Consider the following 17,131-nt stretch of genomic DNA (forward strand, 5'->3'; position numbering starts at 1 on the left):
CCTATCCCATGGCCCGTAAACGCGGAAAGGGAGCCGCCGGCCCCCTTTCCTTTGCGCTGATACGGGGATCTTACTGGCCGGGCAGGTCGTCTTCGAGGAAATACCGGATATTGTCCTCGAAGCTCTCGTCAGCCTTCAGGCCCAGAGCGGCGGCCTTTTGCGGGCGCAGGTCGAGCCGCCAGCCGTCGAGGATCGTCTGGATCTCCGGCTGCGGGTTCCAGGTGATGAGCTTCGCCGGCTCCGGCCCGGCCACCGCCGTCATGGCGTCGATCATCTGGCCGATGGTCCAGACCCGCCCCGGCATGGTCATGCAGCGGCGCTTGCCGAAGGCCGCGCCGTCGATTTCCGCCGCCGTCACGAGGTTCTCGACGCATTGCCGCGGCGAGAGGTAGAAATGCGGGAAATCCTTGTCCACCGGGCAATTGGCGGGCAGGCCCTGCAGCGGCTCGCGGAAGATCGAGGACATGAAACCCGAGGCGGCGCGGTTCGGTGCACCGGGACGCACGGAGATCGTCGGCAGGCGGAAGCCGCGCCCGTCGATGAAGCCCTTGCGGCTGTAGTCCTCGACCAGGAGTTCGCCGATGAGCTTCTGTGCCCCGTAGGAAATCTGCGGGTTCAGCGCGGAGTTGTCATCGTAGGGCTGGGGCACCTCGCCGCCGAAGACTGCGATGGAGGAGGTGAAGACCAGCTTGGGTTTCGTCCCCAAGGCCCGCGCCCGTTCCAGCACGTTGATGGTGCCGTACATGTTGATCTTGTAGCCGAAATCGAAGTCTTCCTCGGCATGGGCGCTGACCACCGCCGCCAGCAGGTAGATCACGTCCACATCCGCCGGAATCGTGGCATCGACAGAGGCCCGGTCCGAGATGTCACAGGTGGTGTAGCGGGTGGAGAAGGGGGCCTCGATGCGGGCCGGATCGTTGATGTCGGCAAGGGTCAGTTTCGCGATGGGCTTGCCATCGAGTTCGCCGCGTGCCGCCAGCTTTTTGGCCAGCTTCTGGCCGACCATGCCGCCGCCGCCGATGATGAGTATGTTCATGGGTTTCCTCCCTCGAAAATCTGCGAGGCGAGCGCCCCGCGGTGTTGGATGACCTGTGCGGCGAGGCCCGCCGCCGCCTGCGTTGCCTCCGCGACGCTGCCGCCCATGGCGCGGGTCGCGAGAAACCCGGCGCCGAAGCTGTCGCCTGCGGCGGTGCTGTCCACGACCTCCGGAACGGCGGGCGGGTCAAAGCGATAATCGCCCTCCGCCTCCGACCAGACATGGCACATCTCCGCGCCGTTCTTCACCGCGACGCAGGTGGCCCCGAGGGTGCGATAGCGGGCGATGGTTTCGTCCGGCAGGGTGTCGCCGAAGCACAGCTGCTCCTCGTCGAAACTCGGCAGCACGGTGTCCGAGACCGAGGCCCCGAGTTTCAGCCCCGCCGCCATGGTCGGCGCATCTTCCCACAGCCTTGGCCGCAGGTTGGTGTCGAAGGCGACATGGGTGCCCCGCGCCCGTGCCCGTGCCAGCGCCGCGCAGAGCGCACTGCGCCCCTCGGGCGGAAGAATGGCGAGGGTGATGCCGGAGAACTGCACGAGGGTCTTGTCTTCGAGGATATGATCCAGCCAGGCCGGATCGTCGCCCAGCGTCTTCGCCGCCGATTGCCCGCGCCAGTAGCTGAAACTGCGCTCGCCCCGGTCGAGCGTGATCATGTAGAGACCCAAGGTGCGCTTCGCATCCTGCCGGATCGTCTCCGTCCCGATGCCCTGCGCCGCGATGAAGTCCAGCATGTCGGTTGAGACCGCATCGGTGCCGACCGCGGTGCCATAGGACACCTCCCATGCCTCGGGCAGCAGCCGCCGCGCGTACCACGCGGTGTTGAATGTATCCCCGGCATAACCCTTGCGGAACAGCCCGCCCTCCGCCGGGGCCATCTCCACCATGATCTCGCCAAGGCTGAGGAAGTGGCTCACAGCAGACCCCGCTGCGCCAGATTGCGCATGAGTTCCCGCGTGCCGAAGGTCCATTCCGGGGCCTCGGTGGAGAGCCTGACCGTGTTCGTCAGCGCGCCGAGCGTCGGCTCACTGATGGTCACCACGTCGCCGAGCTTGTGGGTGAAGCCCTGACCCGGCGCGTCGCGGTCCTGGATCGGCGCAAAGAGCGTGCCGAGATAGAGGAAGAAGCCGTCCGGATACTGGTGATGGCGACCGATGGTCTGTTTCACGATGTCGGCGGGACGGCGGCTGATCTTCTTCATCGACGAATGGCCGTTGAGCTCGAATCCGTCGGTCCCGGTGACCTTGAGCGTCAGCTCCGCGCTCTCCACGTCACCCATGCCGTAGGTCTCGTCAAAGAGCCGCACGAAGGGACCCAAAGCGGCGGAGGCGTTGTTGTCCTTCGCCTTGCCCAGCAGCAGGGCCGAGCGGCCTTCGATGTCGCGCAGGTTCACGTCATTGCCGAGGGTCGCGCCCCTGATCTTTCCCCGGGCGTTGACCGCAAGGACGATCTCCGGCTCCGGGTTGTTCCAGGTGCTGATCGGGTGCAGGCCCACCGCCGCGCCGAACCCGACCGACGCCATCGGCTGTGACTTGGTGAAGACCTCCGCATCGGGGCCGATGCCGACCTCGAGATAGGCGGACCAGAGGCCCTCGGCCTGAAGCACGCGCTTGACCTCCTTCGCCTTCTCGCTGCCCGGTTCGATCCCGGAGAGGCTGTCGCCGATGGCGGATTTGACCTTCTTGCGGATCGCATCGGCGCGGTCGGCGTCGCCCGCCGCCTGCTCCTCGATCACCCGCTCGACCATCGACTCGGCGAAGGTCACACCGGAGGCCTTGATGGCGGAAAGGTCGGCAGGGGAGAGGAGGCGCAGGGCGTCGGGGCCGGCGGTCTCGTTCGACGCGGCGGCAAGGTCCGCGAGGGTGCAGACGGTCTCGCCCGGGGCGGCCTTCACGAAGGCCACGGGATCGACGAGGTCCAGCAGGTCCGACATGGTCGGCGCGTCCTTCGACGTGATGTCGACCACCTCCTGCCCGCGCAGGGTGACGAGGCAAGGCCCAATCCCGGGACGCCAGATGCGCCCGACAAGGGTGGCCTTCGGATCGGTGTTCTGATGCGGCAGCATGATGACCTCTTACAAGCTGGCGGTGATGCCGCCGTCGACGAACAGCGTGTGCCCGTTGACGAAGCTGGCAGCGTCGGAAGACAGATAGATGCAGGCGCCGACAAGCTCCTCGACCTTGCCCCAGCGCCCGGCGGGCGTCCGCTTCTCCAGCCAGGCGGAAAACTCGGGGTCGGCCACCAACGCGGCGTTCAGGGGCGTGTCGAAATACCCGGGCGCGATGGCGTTGCAGTTCAGGCCGTATTTGGCCCAATCGGTCGCCATGCCCTTGGTCAGGTTCGCCACCGCGCCCTTGGTCGTGGTGTAGGGGGCGATGCCGGGGCGGGCGAGGGCGGTCTGCACGGAGGCGATGTTGATGATCTTGCCGCGATTGCGGGTGATCATGTGCCGCGCGACGGCCTGTCCGACGAAGAAGACGGAATAGACATTGGTGCGCATGAGCCGGTCGAAGGCGTCCGCCGGGAAGTCCTCCAGCGGCGTGCGGTGCTGCATCCCGGCGTTGTTCACGAGGATGTCGATGGGGCCATGACCCGCCTCGTAACCGTCGATGGCGGCGCGGGTGGCCTCCCCGTCCGTGACGTCAAAGGGCAGGGTGTCCACCGTCGCGCCCTCGCGCCGCAGGGTGTCGGCGGTCTCCTCCAGCCGCTCCGCATTGCGCGCGTTCAGCACCAGATGCGCCCCCGCCTGCGACAGCCCGCGCGCCAGCGCCAGACCGATTCCCATGGAAGAGCCGGTGACGAGCGCCCGGCGCCCGCTGAGATCGAACAGATGCATGTATCCTCCCTCGCGCCGCCCCGTCGTCCCGCGGTGCAAGAGTTTTTCGAAAACTCTTGCAAATTCCTTGGCAAGGAATTTGCCCGCGCCAGACGTGAGGCGAAGCGTTGACATTCCGGGTCCGAGCCCGTCTTATCGCAAATGGTATACCAAATGGGGGCCGATGCAACCCGCCCCGTGGGAGGACTTCCGACATGCCCCTCCGCCGAAAGCCCGGCCCATGCTGACCTTTGCCGCCGCGGCGTTTTTCCTGATCGTCACGCCCGGTCCCGGGGTGCTCTCGACCGCCGGTCTCGGCGCCGCCTACGGCTTCCGCGCCGGGCTGCGCTATGTCACCGGGCTGTTCATCGGCACCAACCTCGTCTCCCTCGCGGTGATCAGCGGCGTCGCTGCCGTGGTGCTCTCGGTCCCGGTGATCCGCACGATCCTCATGGTCGCCTCCGTGGCCTACCTGCTCTACCTCGCGTCGCGCATCGCCTTTGCCGGGTCCAGGCTGGCCTTCATCGAGGCCAAGGCCCCGCCCGCGATCCTCGCCGGCATTGCCTTGCAGGCGATCAACCCCAAGGCTTACGCCGTCAACACCACCCTTTTTGCAGGGTTCCCCTTCGCCCCGGACAACCTCGTTTTCGAGACCGTGGCCAAGCTGCTGATCGTCAACGCGATCTGGATCCCGATCCACCTTGGCTGGCTCTGGGCCGGGGCTTCCCTACACAGGCTGAACCTGAGCGAGACCCACCAGCGCCGCATCAACTACCTGATGGCGGCCTCCATGCTGCTCGTCGTTGCGCTCGCCCTCTATTCCGGACTGAAACGCCCATGACCATTGCCAACGCGATAACTCGCCTCGCGGACCTGCTCGGGGATCGTCTCGCCACGAGCGCCGCCGAGCGGACCCTGCATGGCCAGAACGAGACATATTACCCCAACACGCCCCCCGACGCGGTGGCCTATCCCGAAAGCACCGAGGAGGTGAGCGCGATCCTGAGGATCTGCCACGCGGAGGACTGCCCGGTCACCCCGGTCGGTGCGGCCTCCTCGCTGGAGGGCCAGCACCTCGCCATCCACGGCGGGATTTCCCTCGACATGACCCGCATGAACCGCGTCCTGCAGGTCAACGCGGAGGACCTGAACGCCGTGGTGCAGCCGGGCATCACCCGCATGGCGCTGAACGAAGAGTTGCGCACCACCGGCCTGTTCTTCCCGGTCGATCCCGGCGCGGACGCCTCCATCGGCGGCATGACCGCCACCCGCGCCTCCGGCACCACGGCGGTCAGATATGGCACCATGCGCGAGAACATCCTCGCTCTGGAGGTGGTCATGGCCGACGGCACGGTGATCCGCACCGGCACCAGGGCGCGCAAAAGCTCCACCGGTTATGACCTCACGCACCTGATGGTCGGCAGCGAGGGCACGCTCGGCATCATCACCGAACTGACCCTGCGGCTTCAGGGCATTCCCGAGGCCACCGCCGCCGCCACCTGCCGGTTCACCTCCGTCGAGGACGCGGTGAACTGCGTGATCCTGACCATCCAGTCCGGCCTTCCCATGGCGCGGATCGAGCTGCTCGACCACATGATGGTGCGCGGCTTCAACGCCTATGCGGACGCGGGCTTGCCGGAGATGCCGCATCTTTTCCTTGAATTCCACGGCTCTGAGGCGGGCGTGGCCGAGCAGATGGCGCAGTTCGGCGAGATCGCGGCGGAGTTCGGCGCGGAAGGCTGGAAGACGGCGACGAAGGCCGAGGACCGCACCGCGCTCTGGAAGATGCGCCACTCCGCTCACTATGCCTCCGCCGCGCTGGGCACGGGCAAGCGCCTCTGGCCCACGGATGTCTGCGTGCCGATCAGCCAGCTGGCCGAAGCGGTGGTGCAGGCGCAGGAGGACGCGGTGCGCCTCGGCCTGACCAGCACCATCGTCGGTCATGTGGGGGACGGCAATTTCCACGCCGGGATCAGCGTCAACCCGGACGATGCCGATGAGATGGCAAGGGCCGAGGACTTCACCGTGGCTCTGGCCAAAACCGCGCTGCGCCTTGGCGGAACGGTCTCGGGCGAGCATGGCATCGGCCTTGGCAAACAGAAATTCATGCATGAGGAACACGGCCCCGCCGTCGCATACATGCGCAGCATCAAGCAGGCTCTGGACCCGAAAGGCATCCTGAACCCGGGCAAGATGCTGCCGCCGGAAGGGCTGGCGCGGGCTGCGGAATAACACAAGGGAGGAAAGACCAATGACGGACAAACCGACGATCGGCTTCATCGGCGTGGGCCTGATGGGCCACGGCATGGCGAAGAACATCCTTCAGGGCGGCTACCCGCTGGTCATCAAGGGCAACCGCAACCGCGTGCCTGTGGAGAGCCTGCTGGGCATGGGCGCAACCGAAGTGCAGACCGCCCGCGAGATGGCGCAGCAATGCGATGTCATCCACCTCTGCCTCGGCAACTCGCCGCAGATCGAGGCCATGTACCACGGCCCGGACGGCATTCTCGCCGGGGCGCGCGAGGGCCTGATCGTGATCGACTGCTCCACCGCCGATCCGACCTCGACGATGAAACTGGCGGCTGAACTGGCCGAGAAGGGTGGCAAGCTAGTGGACGCGCCGTTGGGCCGCACGCCCAAGGAGGCCGAAGCGGGCACGCTCGACGCCATGGTTGGCGCGGATGACAGCGTCTTTGAGTGCGTCCTGCCGATCATCCAGTGCTGGGCGGGCAACATCAACCACGTCGGCGGCACCGGCGCGGGCCACAAGATGAAGCTGCTGATGAACCTCATCGCCATGTCCTACGCCGCGCTTTACGCGGAGGCGACGGTGCTGGGCACCAAGGTCGGCATCTCGCCACAGACGGTGCAGAAGGTCATCGGCTCGTCCCGTCTGGGCAACGGCTTCTTCGACACCTTCATGAGCTACGCCGTGGATCGCAACCGGGATGCGCACAAGTTCACCATCGCCAATGCCTCGAAGGACGTGCGCTATGCCAACGCCATGGCGGCGGATGCCGGGGCGCTGACCCTGATCGCCTCCGCCACGCGGCAGTATTACGCCCATGTGGAGGCCATCGGCCACGCGGACGACTATGTGCCGTTCCTCGCCGACCATGTGGCACGGATGAACGGTGTCGACCTCGAAGAGGAAGTGAAAAAAGGCGCCGCAGGGCGAGGATGATTTTAGACTAAAATCATGCTCACCCGGTCCCGCGCCGGACCACCTCGAACCCCATGTCGATGCGCTGCGGCGCATCGGCCCCCTCCAGAACCAGCGCCGCCGCCCGCCGTCCGATGGCCTCACCGTCGATGCGCACCGTGGTCAGGTTCAGCCCGCTTTCCCCGGCGAAATCCACATCGCCAAAGCCGGTGATCGCCAGCGCCCCGGGCACGGCGATCCCGCGCCGCCGGACCTCCGAGACCGCGCCAAGCGCCAGCGCGTCACTCACGCAGACCACCGCATCCGTATCCGGCCAGCGCTCCAGCACCGCCCGCAGCCCCGCCGCGCCGTAATCCGTGCCGCTCATCGCGGCGTCCACCGGAATCCGCAGCAGCCGGGGCAGGGCGCGTCCCGCCAGCGCCGCCTGATAGCCGTCTTCGCGCAGCCGCGCCCGCGTGTCCGCAGGCCGGTCCGTGGCGAGAAAGGCGATCCTGCGGCGACCGGAGGCAATCAGGTGCCGCGTCACCGCCGCCCCCGCCTCGCGGTTGGAAAAGCCCACCGCATGATGCACGGGGCGATCCGGCAATTCCCAAAGCTCGATCACCGGCACCCCGGACCGCTCCAGCAGCCGCCGCGCCTCGGGACTGTGCTCCGAACTGGTCAGCACCAGCGCATCCGGCCGGCGCCCCAGCATCGCGGAAATCAGCGCGGCCTCGGTCTGCGGATCGTATTGCGTGGCGCCGAGCAGCAGCTGCACGCCACCCTCCGCCAGCCCCTCCGTCAGTCCCCGGATGGTGGAGGCAAAGACCGGCTGTTCCAGCGTCGAGACCAGCGCGCCGACGATCCGCGAGCGTTGCGAGGACAGCGCCCCGGCCGTCTCGTCGCGCACATAGCCAAGCTCCGCCACCGCGACCTGTATCTTTTCCAGCGTCGCTGGCGTCACCTTCGACGGATCGCGCAAGGCCCGGCTCACGGTGATCTTGCCCACGCCGGCCCGCGCCGCCACGTCGCCCATGGTCACCCATTTCCGCTCTCCCGCCATGCCGCCTTGCCCTCTGTCTTGACGGGTCAGGAATACCGATGGTATCGATACCATGCAACGATGGTATCGATACCATCGCCAGGCACCCCGGGAGGAAACGCGCGATGCTGACACAGGACCAGAAGGATTTTTACGCGGAGAACGGCTACCTGATGGTCGAGGACGTGGTGACGCCTGAGCAACTGGCAAAGTTGCAGGACATCACGCACCGGCTGATCGACGCCTCGCGCACCGTTACGCAAAGCAACGACCGCTACGACCTCGACAAGGGCCACGGGCCTGAAAATCCCCGCCTGACCCGGATCAAGCTGCCGCACAAGATCGACCCGTATTACTGGGAAATCCTGACGCAATCGAAAGTCACCGAAGTCCTGACAGACCTGCTCGGCCCGGACACCTACATCAACACAGCCAAGCTCAACACGAAGGCCCCGGGCGGCGGCGCTGCGGTGGAGTGGCATCAGGACTGGGCCTTCTACCCGCATACGAACGACAGCCTGCTGGCCTTCGGCCTCAACCTCGCGGATGTGGAGGCGGACACCGGCCCGCTGATGGTCATCCCCGGCACCCACAAGGGCCCGATCCTGAGCCACCACAACGACGGCGTCTTCTGCGGGGCCATCGACCCGGACGATCCGCTGTTCGAGAAGGACAAGGCCGTGACCCTGACCGGCAAGGCGGGCAGCATGACGGTGCACCATGTCCGCCTGCTGCACGGCTCCGCGCCGAACGTCTCCGACCGCGCCCGGCTGATCCTGTTCTATGAACTGGCCGCGGGAGACGCCTGGCCGCTGCTCGGCGGGTCCAGCTACATCCACTCGCTCGGGCAGCGCGGTTTCTGGGACGACCTCCAGACCCGCATCGTCACCGGCCAGCCGAGCCTGACCCCCCGGCTGGAAAACGTCCCGGTGCTGCTGCCCTTGCCGCCCGCGAAGGACAACACCTCCATCTTCAAGACGCAGATGTCCGGCGGCGCGAAAAGCGCGTTTGCCATGATGTGACCCACGGGGAGGCCCGGTGCGCAACCGCCCGCTTCTTTGGTCCAGAAATACCTCGGGGCGAAGCCCCACTGGCCACAGGCCAGTCGAAAAGGGGGCGGCTCCGCAAGGAGCCGCCCCCGGTCGCCGCGCGCAGCGCGGCGAAACACCTCGCCAGAAGGCTCAGCCCTTCACAACCGCCTTGCCCTCGGCCACCAGCGCGTCGAGATCGAGGGGCGCACAGAAGCCCGCCGCCACCTTGGCTTCCAGATCGGCTTCCAGCGCCTTCACCTCTTCGAGCTTCGCCAGCACCGAGTCGATCTCGGCAAAGGGCACCACGACAACCCCGCTGCGGTCTGCGATGAGCATGTCGCCCGTGGCGATGCGCATGCCGCCGACCACCGCCGCGCCGCCGACCGCGCCCGGGCCGCTGCCATAGGGCGAATTCGGGTTCAGCCCGGTGCAGAAGGCAGGCAGGCCGACCTCGACGATGCCCTCGTAATCGCGCATCGGCCCGTCGGTGACGAACCCCGCCGCCCCGGCGTTCTTCATCATGCCCATGAGTTGATCGCCCGAGGCGGAGCAGCCCTGATGGCCTTCGACCGCCGCCACGACCACATCCCCCGGCTGGATCATCGACACCGCCGCCAGCGTCGCGAGGATCTCTGCCGGGCCATTGTCCGCCACCAGTGCCGGGCCGACGCAGGTGCAGTCGTAGTCCCGGCCAAAGCCGATCGGCCCGATGGCGGTGTCGAGCGCCCCCTTGCCGTTCATCGCATCGCAGACAAAGCCGGTGGGCACGCCCCGGAAGGCGTCGATCTGCGCCTGTGTCGGGCGCGGGGCGCCCTTGTGGATCGTCAGGAAAGGCGGTTCTTCGATCATCTCAGTTCTCCTTGGGCGCCTGTTCAGGCATCGTGGCAGACCGCCAGAGCAGCCGGGCATAGGCAAAGCCGGATGCGCTGGCCATGCAGCGTGCCTTTTCCCGTTCGATCACGGCGGCGGGTGTGCCGCCGATCCCCGCCAGTTCCTCCATGCGGTCGCATTGGGTCAGGGCCAGGATCAGGTCGTATTTCAAGTCGATGGCGGTGACCGTGGCGATGTCCTCGGGCGCCTCGGCCTTGATGCGGTCCATCTCGGCGCGGATGCCCGTGCCCCAGTCGTCCCGTGCCGTCGCGAAACACAGCGCGGCGACGCTCGGGGTGTCTCCCGGCGCGGCCAGGCAATCGGCGTGGGCCGCGTCGATGCAGACCGAGGGATCGCCGCGCTTCGTCTGGGCGTCGATCAGGCAGCTTTTCGCCGCGGCGATGTCCATCTCCGCGGCGGCGGGCACCGCGCTTGTTGCCACAAGGGCCATCGCGGCCAGTATCTGTCTCATGTCGTCCTCCCCGAGGGTCCACGCCCGGCGCTGCAGGTCTCTGCGGCAGTCGGTGCGAGTAGCTCTTGCATTTGGTATACCAAATTGAAATGCTGCTGCAAGCGAGAGGGCAGACGCGGGAATCGTGCGCCCCTGTCATTCGGGAGGACAACCATGTCAGACACGCGCGCCAACAAGCGGTTCCGCTCGCAGGAGTGGTTCGACAACCCCAACAACCCGGGCATGACCGCCCTGTACGTCGAGCGCTACCAGAACAGCGCCTTCACCCGCGACGAGTTGCAGGGCGAGCGGCCGATCATCGGCATCGCCAACTCCGGCAGCGATCTGGCCCCCTGCAACAAGATCCACGTCTTCCTGATGGATCGGATCAAGGCGGGCATCCGCGAGGCGGGCGGCGTACCGATGGAATTCCCGGTGCATCCCATTCAGGAGACCGGCAAGCGACCTACGGCGGCGCTCGACCGGAACCTGACCTATCTCGGCCTCGTGGAGGTGCTGCACGGCTATCCCATCGACGGCGTGGTGCTGACCACCGGCTGTGACAAGACCACGCCCGCCATGCTGATGGGCGCGGCCACGGTCGACATCCCGGCGATTGCGCTGAACGGCGGGCCGATGCTCGACGGCTGGTGGAAGGGCAAGCGGGCCGGGTCCGGCTCCATCGTCTGGGAATCGCGCCGTTTGCTGGCGGAGGGCAAGATCGACTACGAGGAGTTCATGTCCCGCGTCTGCGCCTCCGCGCCGTCCTTGGGCCATTGCAACACCATGGGCACCGCCTCGACGATGAACGCCATGGCCGAGGCGCTTGGCATGTCGCTGACCGGCAACTCCGCCATCCCCGCGCCGTTCCGCGAGCGCATGGGCATGGCTTTCGAGACCGGCAAGCGCATCGTCCAGATGGTGCTCGACGACCTGAAGCCCTCGGACATCCTGACCCGCGAAGCCTTCGAGAATGCCATCGTGGTCAACTCCGCCATCGGCGGCAGCACCAACGCCCCGCCGCACCTGCAGGCGGTGGCGCGTCATGCCGGGGTCGACCTGAACGTGAAGGACTGGGAGACGGTCGGTTTCGACGTGCCGCTGCTGGTGAACATGCAGCCCGCCGGGGAATACCTTGGCGAGAGCTTCTTCCGTGCCGGCGGCGTGCCTGCGGTCATGGGCGAATTGATGAAGGCCGGGCGCATCCATACCGGCGCGATGACGGCCACTGGCAATACCATGGGCGTGAACCTCGCAGGCGTCGAGAGCATGGACCATGACGTTATCAAGACCGTGGACGCGCCCATGCGCAAGAACGCCGGGTTCAAGGTGCTCTCGGGCAACCTGTTTGACTCGGCGCTGATGAAGACCTCGGTGATCTCCGCCGACTTCCAGAAGCGCTTCCTCTCGGAGCCGGGCAACGAGGGCGTCTACGAGGCCACTGCCGTGGTCTTCGAAGGGCCGGAGGATTACCACGACCGGATCAACGATGCCTCGCTCGGCATCGACGAGAATTCCATCCTGTTCATTCGCGGTGTCGGCTGCGTCGGCTATCCCGGCTCGGCGGAGGTGGTGAACATGCAGCCACCAGACGCGCTGATCAAGCAGGGCATCAACCACCTGCCGACCGTGGGCGACGGGCGCCAGTCGGGGACGTCGGAGTCGCCTTCGATCCTGAACGCCTCGCCCGAGGCGGTTGTCGGCGGGGGGCTTGCCCATTTGAAGACTGGCGACCGGGTTCGGCTGGACCTCAATGCCTCGCGCATGGATGCGCTGGTGGACGAGGCCGAGTGGCAGGCACGGATCGACGCCTGGGAGGCGCCGGAGATCGTCAGCCAGACGCCCTGGCAGGAAATCTATCGCCGCCACGTGGGCCAGTTGGCCGATGGCGGCTGCCTCGAACTGGCGACGGCTTATCAGAAGGTCGCCAAGGCGCTGCCGCGCGACAATCACTGAACGACCGACCGGGCACGCGAACAAATTTCTTTCAAAGAAATTTGCAAAAGTCTTTCAAAGACTTTTGATCGCGCCCGGCGGCAACCGGAGGGACAGACATGAAAAGCATCATCATCACCGGCGGCGGGCAGGGCATTGGCAAGGCCTGTGCGCTGGCCTTCGTCGAGGCCGGCTGGCGCGTCGGCGTCGTCGGGCGACGGGCGGAGCCTCTGGAGGCTTTGGCCGCCGAGCATGACAGCGTTCTGGCGCTGCCCTGCGACGTCTCGGACGAGGCCAGCGTGGACGCGGCCTTCGACAAGGCGGTGGCGGAGTGGGGGCATCTCGACTGCCTGTTCAACAACGCCGGTGTCTCCGTCATGGGCGGCACCATCGACGAGACCTCGGTCGCCGATTTCCGCCGCGCCATCGACATCAACCTGACCGGTTCGTTCATCTGCGCGCGGGCGGCCTTTGCCCGGATGCGGGCGCAGGACCCGCAGGGCGGGCGGATCATCAACAATGGGTCCGTCTCTGCCTATGTGCCGCGCTGGGGTTCCGCGCCCTACACCGCCTCCAAGCACGCGGTCACCGGGTTGACGCGGTCCATTTCGCTGGATGGCCGCCCGTACAACATCGCCTGCGGGCAGATCGATATCGGCAACGCGCTGACCGACATGGCGGCGAAGATGACCAAGGGCGTGCCGCAGGCGGATGGCTCGATTGCCGTGGAGCCCGTTATGGATGTGTCGAACGTGGCGAAATCGGTGTTGCACATGGCCTCGCTGCCGCTGGAGGCGAACGTGCAGTTCATGACGGTGATGGCAAGCGCGATGCCCTATATCGGGCGGGGGTGACGACACTGTCTTGACGCAGGATCAGGCCGGGCGGGGCGCCCGGCCTTTTTCGTTGTTCAGCGCGTGTGCGGGATCGGACGACGGACCCGGCCCCGGACAGCGCGTTCGCGCTGCCAGATGTAGAGGCCGGAGGCGATGATGATGGTACCACCCGCCAGGGTCCAGAGCGTCGGCCAGGTGTCGAAGAGCGCAATCCCGGCGAGGGCGGCAAGGAAAAGCTGGATATAGATCACCGGCGCGAGGATCGAGGCATCCGCCAGACGGTGCGCCGTGGTCGCCGCGATGTGCCCCGACGCGCCGAAGATGCCGATCAGGCCGAAGGCGATCCAGTCCACGCCCTCCGGCCAGACCCAGCCGGTGAGCACGAAGGGCACCAGCGCCACGGCGGCAATCCCGGAGGCCCAGATCTGCTGCGCCGCGTTGCCCTCGACCCCGGCCAGCAGCCGCGTCATCACGAAGTAGAGCGAGGCCATGCAGAGCGCCGCGAGGTTCAGGAACATCGCCGGGTGGAACTCCACGCCCCAGGGTTGCATCACCACCAGCACGCCGACAAAGCCGGTACAGACCGCGATGATCCGGCGCAGGCCGACCTTTTCGCCAAGGATCGGGATGGCCAGCAGCGTCACCACGATGGGCCCTGCAAACATGATCGTCGTGGTCACGGTGATCGGCAGGTATTGCAGCGCGGAGAAGTTGAACACGGTGCTGCCGAGCAGGAACAGGCTGCGCAGCAGCTGCTTGCCCGGTGCGTTGGAAACGAAGGCCTCCCGTCCCTCCCGCGTGCCGTAGAGCGCCACGGCGACGAGGAAATGCCCGAAATACCGCACGAAGACCACCTGCAGCGCGGGCAACCCGCCGAGGATCAGCCACTTGGCCGAGCTGTCGATGCAGGTGAAGAAGACCACGGCCAGCGCCATGAGCGACAGACCCGCGCCGGTGCGGTCTTCGATCGGTTTCGCTTCGGACATTCGGATTCCACTATCGTCTGGAAGGCGCGTCCGGCCATGCCGTTGCGCCGTTCGGGTATTTGGACCAAGAAGAAGACGGGGGGCAGCCCGCATGTTTCTTCTTGGCAAAAATACCCAGCATTCCGCCGCCCGATGCCTGTGCGCCGGGCAGCGGGGATCGCGATGGATCAGCCGTTGGCCCAGCCGCCGTCGATGATGTGGCTCTGCCCGGTGGTAAAGCTGCTCTCGTCCGAGCCGAGGTAGACCGCGAGGTTGGCGATTTCCTCCGGCTGTCCGATCCGGCCCATCGGCTGGCGGGCGATGAAGGCCGACTTGGCCGCTTCATAGTCGCCGGTTGCCTTCAGGCGGTCGTGCAGCGAGGGGCTGTCGACCGTGCCGGGGCAAATGCAGTTGACGCGGATGCCCTTCGTCACGAAGTCCTTGGCCACGGATTTGGTCAGGCCGATCACCGCCGCCTTCGACGTGCCGTAGATGCAGCGCCCGGGGGCGGCGAGAATGCTGCCCGCGACGGACGCGATATTGACGATGGCACCGCCGCCGCGTTCCAGCATGCCGGGGATGGCCGCCTGCATCGAGTGGAACTGCGAGCGCACGTTCAGGAGCATGGCAAACTCGAAGTCGTCGTCGGTGGCCTCAAGGATCGTGCCGCCATGGACGTAGCCCGCGCAGTTGACGAGGATGTCCGGCGCGGCGTCCTGCACCGCCTTGGTCAGCGCCGCCTTGTCGGTGACGTCGAGCGCCTGCGTCCGGCAATCGAGGCCCTCCAGCAGCTCCGCCTTGAGGTCGCTCGCCGTGACGATGGCCCCCTCGCGGATGTAGGCCTCCGCGATGGCACGACCGATGCCTTGCCCGGCGGCGGTGATGAAGGCGCGTTTTCCTTGCAGTCTCATGTCTCTTTCCCCAGGTTCCTTACCATCCAGTCGACCATTTCCGGGATCATCAAGTCACCCGAGCCGCCGTCCCGTGCCTTGCGCAGGGTCGTGTCGGCGCTGACCGACATCAAACTCTCCTGACCGAGGCTGCGCGCCATCTGGCGGTAGTAGCCCACGTCCTTCGCGCCGTTGGCAACGGAGAAGGCGAGGTCGATCCTGCCGTCCACCGCGTAGTTGCGGATGAATTCCATCATGCCGGACTTGTTCGGTCCTGCCGCCATGACATTGAACAGCGCGTCCCGCTCGATCCCCGCCGCGTCGGCCATGGCAAAGGCTTCAGCCATGGCGTTCGCGGTGGTCATGGCGAAGAAGTTGTTGATGAGCTTGATCGTGTGGCCGTTGCCGAGTTTGCCGAGGTGGAAGACGTTTTCTCCAAGCACGTCCAGCACCGGCTTGACCTTTTCATAAGCTGCCGCGTCCCCGGCGCACATGATGTTCAGGAGGCCGTCCTTCGCATGGGCGGGCGTGCGGCCCAGCGGCGCATCGAGGTAGACCGCGCCCTTTTCCGCCAGCGCCGCGCCGATCTTCAGCGTCGAGGCGGGCAGGGAGGTGCCGAAGTCGATGATAATCTGCCCCGGCTTCGCTCCGGCCAGAACGCCGTCCTCACCAAAGATCCGGCTCTCCACCTGCTCCGAGGTGCCGACGCAGAGCATGACGATGTCCGCCTGCTTGGCCAGCTCCCGTGCATTGGTGGCCTCGCTGCCGCCCCGGGTGATCATCTCTTCGATGCCGCTGCGATCCCGGTTGCCCAGACCGATCACCGGATAGCCATTGCCTTGAAGACAGCCGACCATGGCGCGGCCCATGAGGCCCAGCCCGATGAAGCCGATGGTTTCCTTGCTCATGTCATACTCCTGTGTAATCTCCGGGAACCTCGCCCGCCTTCACCGGACGACCTGTGTGCCCCGAAAGGGCGGCGGCGAGGGTCATGTCCATGGCGGCGATGCCGTCCTGCCCGGTGCAGAGCACATCATCCGTGCCGCCCGCCATCACGACTGCAAACCGCTCGATCTGCGCCAGCAGCGGGTCGATGCGGGGGAAGGTCTGGCCGTCATGACGCCGCAACGGCTTCGACCATTCGATCTCGCCCTCGTCGCTCCGTCCCCAGCGGGTCAAGGACGGGAAGGCCAACGCCCCCTCCGTCCCGACGAAGCGCAGGTAATCCTCGCCCGACCCGGCAATTGCCGGGTTCTCGTAACTCGCCGCCTCGAAGGACCAGGGCGAGGCTCCGGCGTCCGAGATCAGAAAGGAGCCGAGCGCCCCGTTCGCGAACCGGAAGGCAACGCTCGCCGTGTCCTCGATGACAAAGCCGCGTCGCGCCGAGGACAGGAGGGCGCTCGCCTCGGTCATCTCGCCGACGAAGAAACGCAGGAGGTCGATTTCGTGCGTCAGGTTGGTGAGCAGCGGTCCGGCGCCCGGCATCCTGCGCCAGTCGGCGTCATAATAGGTGTCATGCTTGCGCAGGGACCACAGCCCCTGCACTCCCACCAGATCGCCGATCTGCGCCAAGGCTTCCCGCGCCGCGATGGAAAACGGATGGCAGCGCCGGTGATGGCCGGTGAAGAGTGGCAGGCCCTTGGTCTCCGCCTGCGCAACGACTTCCCGCGCCTCGTCCAGCGTCGCACAAGTCGGCTTCTCGACGATCACGCCCCATCCCCGCTCCAGACAGGCCAGTGCCGAGCCGTGGTGATCCTGCGTCGGCGTCGCGATCACCGCCGCGCGCACCTGCGCCGGAACCTCGTCCAGCGTGGCCACCATCGGCAACCCCTTGGCCGCCAAAGCCTCCCGCAAGGGCGCATGCGGCTCCACCACAGCGATGAGGTCCACCCGATCCGAAAGCGTTGCGACCTCGATATGGCGCTGGCCGATCGACCCCGCCCCGATCACGCAAACTGGCAAAGCCTCTGTCATGGGCGCGTCTTCCCTGCTTCCAATTGCTTCAAATATCCCCGGGGGTCCGGGGGCGGAGCCCCCGGCCGGGGGGGGGGGGGGGGGCGCCCCCCCCCCCCCCCCCCCCCACCCCAACCCCCCCCACAGACAACGCCCGCACCAGGAGAA

Annotated in this window: 17 protein-coding genes; 6 read left to right on the top strand and 11 right to left on the bottom strand. The window is 66.7% G+C overall.

Annotated features, from left to right (window positions below; translation table 11 throughout):
* Nucleotides 1–70: 70 nt before the first annotated feature.
* Genes denD through ACP159_RS12960 form a run of 4 tightly spaced genes read right to left on the bottom strand, consistent with a single transcriptional unit; the run spans nt 71 to nt 3,869 of the window.
* Nucleotides 71–1,036 carry a D-erythronate dehydrogenase gene (denD, locus tag ACP159_RS12945; RefSeq protein ID WP_425100142.1) on the bottom strand — a complete coding sequence of 322 codons (966 nt, stop codon included), beginning with the start codon at nt 1,034–1,036 and terminating at the stop codon, nt 71–73.
* Nucleotides 1,033–1,950: a sugar kinase gene (locus tag ACP159_RS12950; protein WP_425100143.1), complete on the bottom strand. Its 918-nt coding sequence runs from the start codon at nt 1,948–1,950 to the stop codon at nt 1,033–1,035. The genes denD and ACP159_RS12950 overlap by 4 nt, the downstream gene beginning before the upstream one ends.
* Nucleotides 1,947–3,098, bottom strand: coding sequence for a fumarylacetoacetate hydrolase family protein (locus ACP159_RS12955; RefSeq protein WP_425100144.1), 1,152 nt, complete (start codon nt 3,096–3,098; stop codon nt 1,947–1,949). Before ACP159_RS12955 ends, ACP159_RS12950 begins: the two co-directional genes overlap by 4 nt.
* 9 nt (nt 3,099–3,107) lie before the next feature.
* Nucleotides 3,108–3,869, bottom strand: coding sequence for an SDR family oxidoreductase (locus ACP159_RS12960; protein ID WP_425100145.1), 762 nt, complete (start codon nt 3,867–3,869; stop codon nt 3,108–3,110).
* A 220-nt stretch (nt 3,870–4,089) separates the two neighbouring features.
* Between ACP159_RS12960 and ACP159_RS12965 the strand changes: the two genes are divergently transcribed.
* From ACP159_RS12965 to ACP159_RS12975, 3 genes are read left to right on the top strand one after another with little or no spacing between them, the layout of a single operon-like run.
* On the top strand, nt 4,090–4,689 hold the full coding sequence (locus ACP159_RS12965) for a LysE family translocator (RefSeq protein ID WP_425100146.1): 600 nt from the start codon (nt 4,090–4,092) through the stop codon (nt 4,687–4,689).
* Nucleotides 4,686–6,080 (top strand): FAD-binding oxidoreductase, encoded by a 1,395-nt coding sequence (locus ACP159_RS12970; protein ID WP_425100147.1) that lies wholly within the window; start codon nt 4,686–4,688, stop codon nt 6,078–6,080. The genes ACP159_RS12965 and ACP159_RS12970 overlap by 4 nt, the downstream gene beginning before the upstream one ends.
* Nucleotides 6,081–6,099: 19 nt before the next feature.
* Nucleotides 6,100–7,032, top strand: coding sequence for an NAD(P)-dependent oxidoreductase (locus ACP159_RS12975; RefSeq protein ID WP_425100148.1), 933 nt, complete (start codon nt 6,100–6,102; stop codon nt 7,030–7,032).
* 19 nt (nt 7,033–7,051) lie between these two features.
* Here ACP159_RS12975 and ACP159_RS12980 read toward each other — a convergent pair whose 3' ends face one another.
* Complete coding sequence (locus ACP159_RS12980; protein ID WP_425100149.1) at nt 7,052–8,053, bottom strand: LacI family DNA-binding transcriptional regulator; 1,002 nt, start codon at nt 8,051–8,053, stop codon at nt 7,052–7,054.
* 104 nt (nt 8,054–8,157) lie between these two features.
* On the opposite strand from ACP159_RS12980, the gene ACP159_RS12985 reads away from it, so the two are divergent.
* Nucleotides 8,158–9,054, top strand: coding sequence for a phytanoyl-CoA dioxygenase family protein (locus ACP159_RS12985; RefSeq protein WP_425100150.1), 897 nt, complete (start codon nt 8,158–8,160; stop codon nt 9,052–9,054).
* A 159-nt stretch (nt 9,055–9,213) separates the two neighbouring features.
* On the opposite strand, the gene ACP159_RS12990 is transcribed toward ACP159_RS12985, so the two are convergent.
* Nucleotides 9,214–9,912, bottom strand: coding sequence for an RraA family protein (locus ACP159_RS12990; protein WP_425100151.1), 699 nt, complete (start codon nt 9,910–9,912; stop codon nt 9,214–9,216).
* Between the two features lies 1 nt (nt 9,913).
* Nucleotides 9,914–10,405: a hypothetical protein gene (locus ACP159_RS12995; protein WP_425100152.1), complete on the bottom strand. Its 492-nt coding sequence runs from the start codon at nt 10,403–10,405 to the stop codon at nt 9,914–9,916.
* Nucleotides 10,406–10,558: 153 nt separating this feature from the next.
* On the opposite strand from ACP159_RS12995, the gene ACP159_RS13000 reads away from it, so the two are divergent.
* Nucleotides 10,559–12,340 (top strand): IlvD/Edd family dehydratase, encoded by a 1,782-nt coding sequence (locus tag ACP159_RS13000; RefSeq protein ID WP_425100153.1) that lies wholly within the window; start codon nt 10,559–10,561, stop codon nt 12,338–12,340.
* Nucleotides 12,341–12,438: 98 nt separating this feature from the next.
* A complete protein-coding gene (locus ACP159_RS13005) occupies nt 12,439–13,173 on the top strand; it encodes an SDR family oxidoreductase (protein ID WP_425100154.1) in 735 nt (244 codons plus the stop codon).
* A gap of 56 nt (nt 13,174–13,229) precedes the next feature.
* On the opposite strand, the gene ACP159_RS13010 is transcribed toward ACP159_RS13005, so the two are convergent.
* The 4 genes from ACP159_RS13010 to ACP159_RS13025 form a co-directional block, all read right to left on the bottom strand.
* Entirely contained in the window at nt 13,230–14,141 is a 912-nt protein-coding gene (locus ACP159_RS13010) for a DMT family transporter (protein ID WP_425100155.1), read from the bottom strand.
* A 167-nt stretch (nt 14,142–14,308) separates the two neighbouring features.
* A complete protein-coding gene (locus tag ACP159_RS13015) occupies nt 14,309–15,031 on the bottom strand; it encodes an SDR family oxidoreductase (protein WP_425100156.1) in 723 nt (240 codons plus the stop codon).
* Entirely contained in the window at nt 15,028–15,918 is an 891-nt protein-coding gene (locus tag ACP159_RS13020; RefSeq protein WP_425100157.1) for an NAD(P)-dependent oxidoreductase, read from the bottom strand. The genes ACP159_RS13015 and ACP159_RS13020 overlap by 4 nt, the downstream gene beginning before the upstream one ends.
* A gap of 1 nt (nt 15,919) precedes the next feature.
* Nucleotides 15,920–16,984, bottom strand: a complete 1,065-nt coding sequence (locus tag ACP159_RS13025; protein ID WP_425100158.1) for a Gfo/Idh/MocA family protein — start codon at nt 16,982–16,984, stop codon at nt 15,920–15,922.
* Nucleotides 16,985–17,131: the final 147 nt, after the last annotated feature.

The sequence above is a fragment of the Tropicibacter sp. S64 genome (assembly GCF_049803835.1).
Classification (GTDB): Bacteria; Pseudomonadota; Alphaproteobacteria; order Rhodobacterales; family Rhodobacteraceae; genus Pacificoceanicola.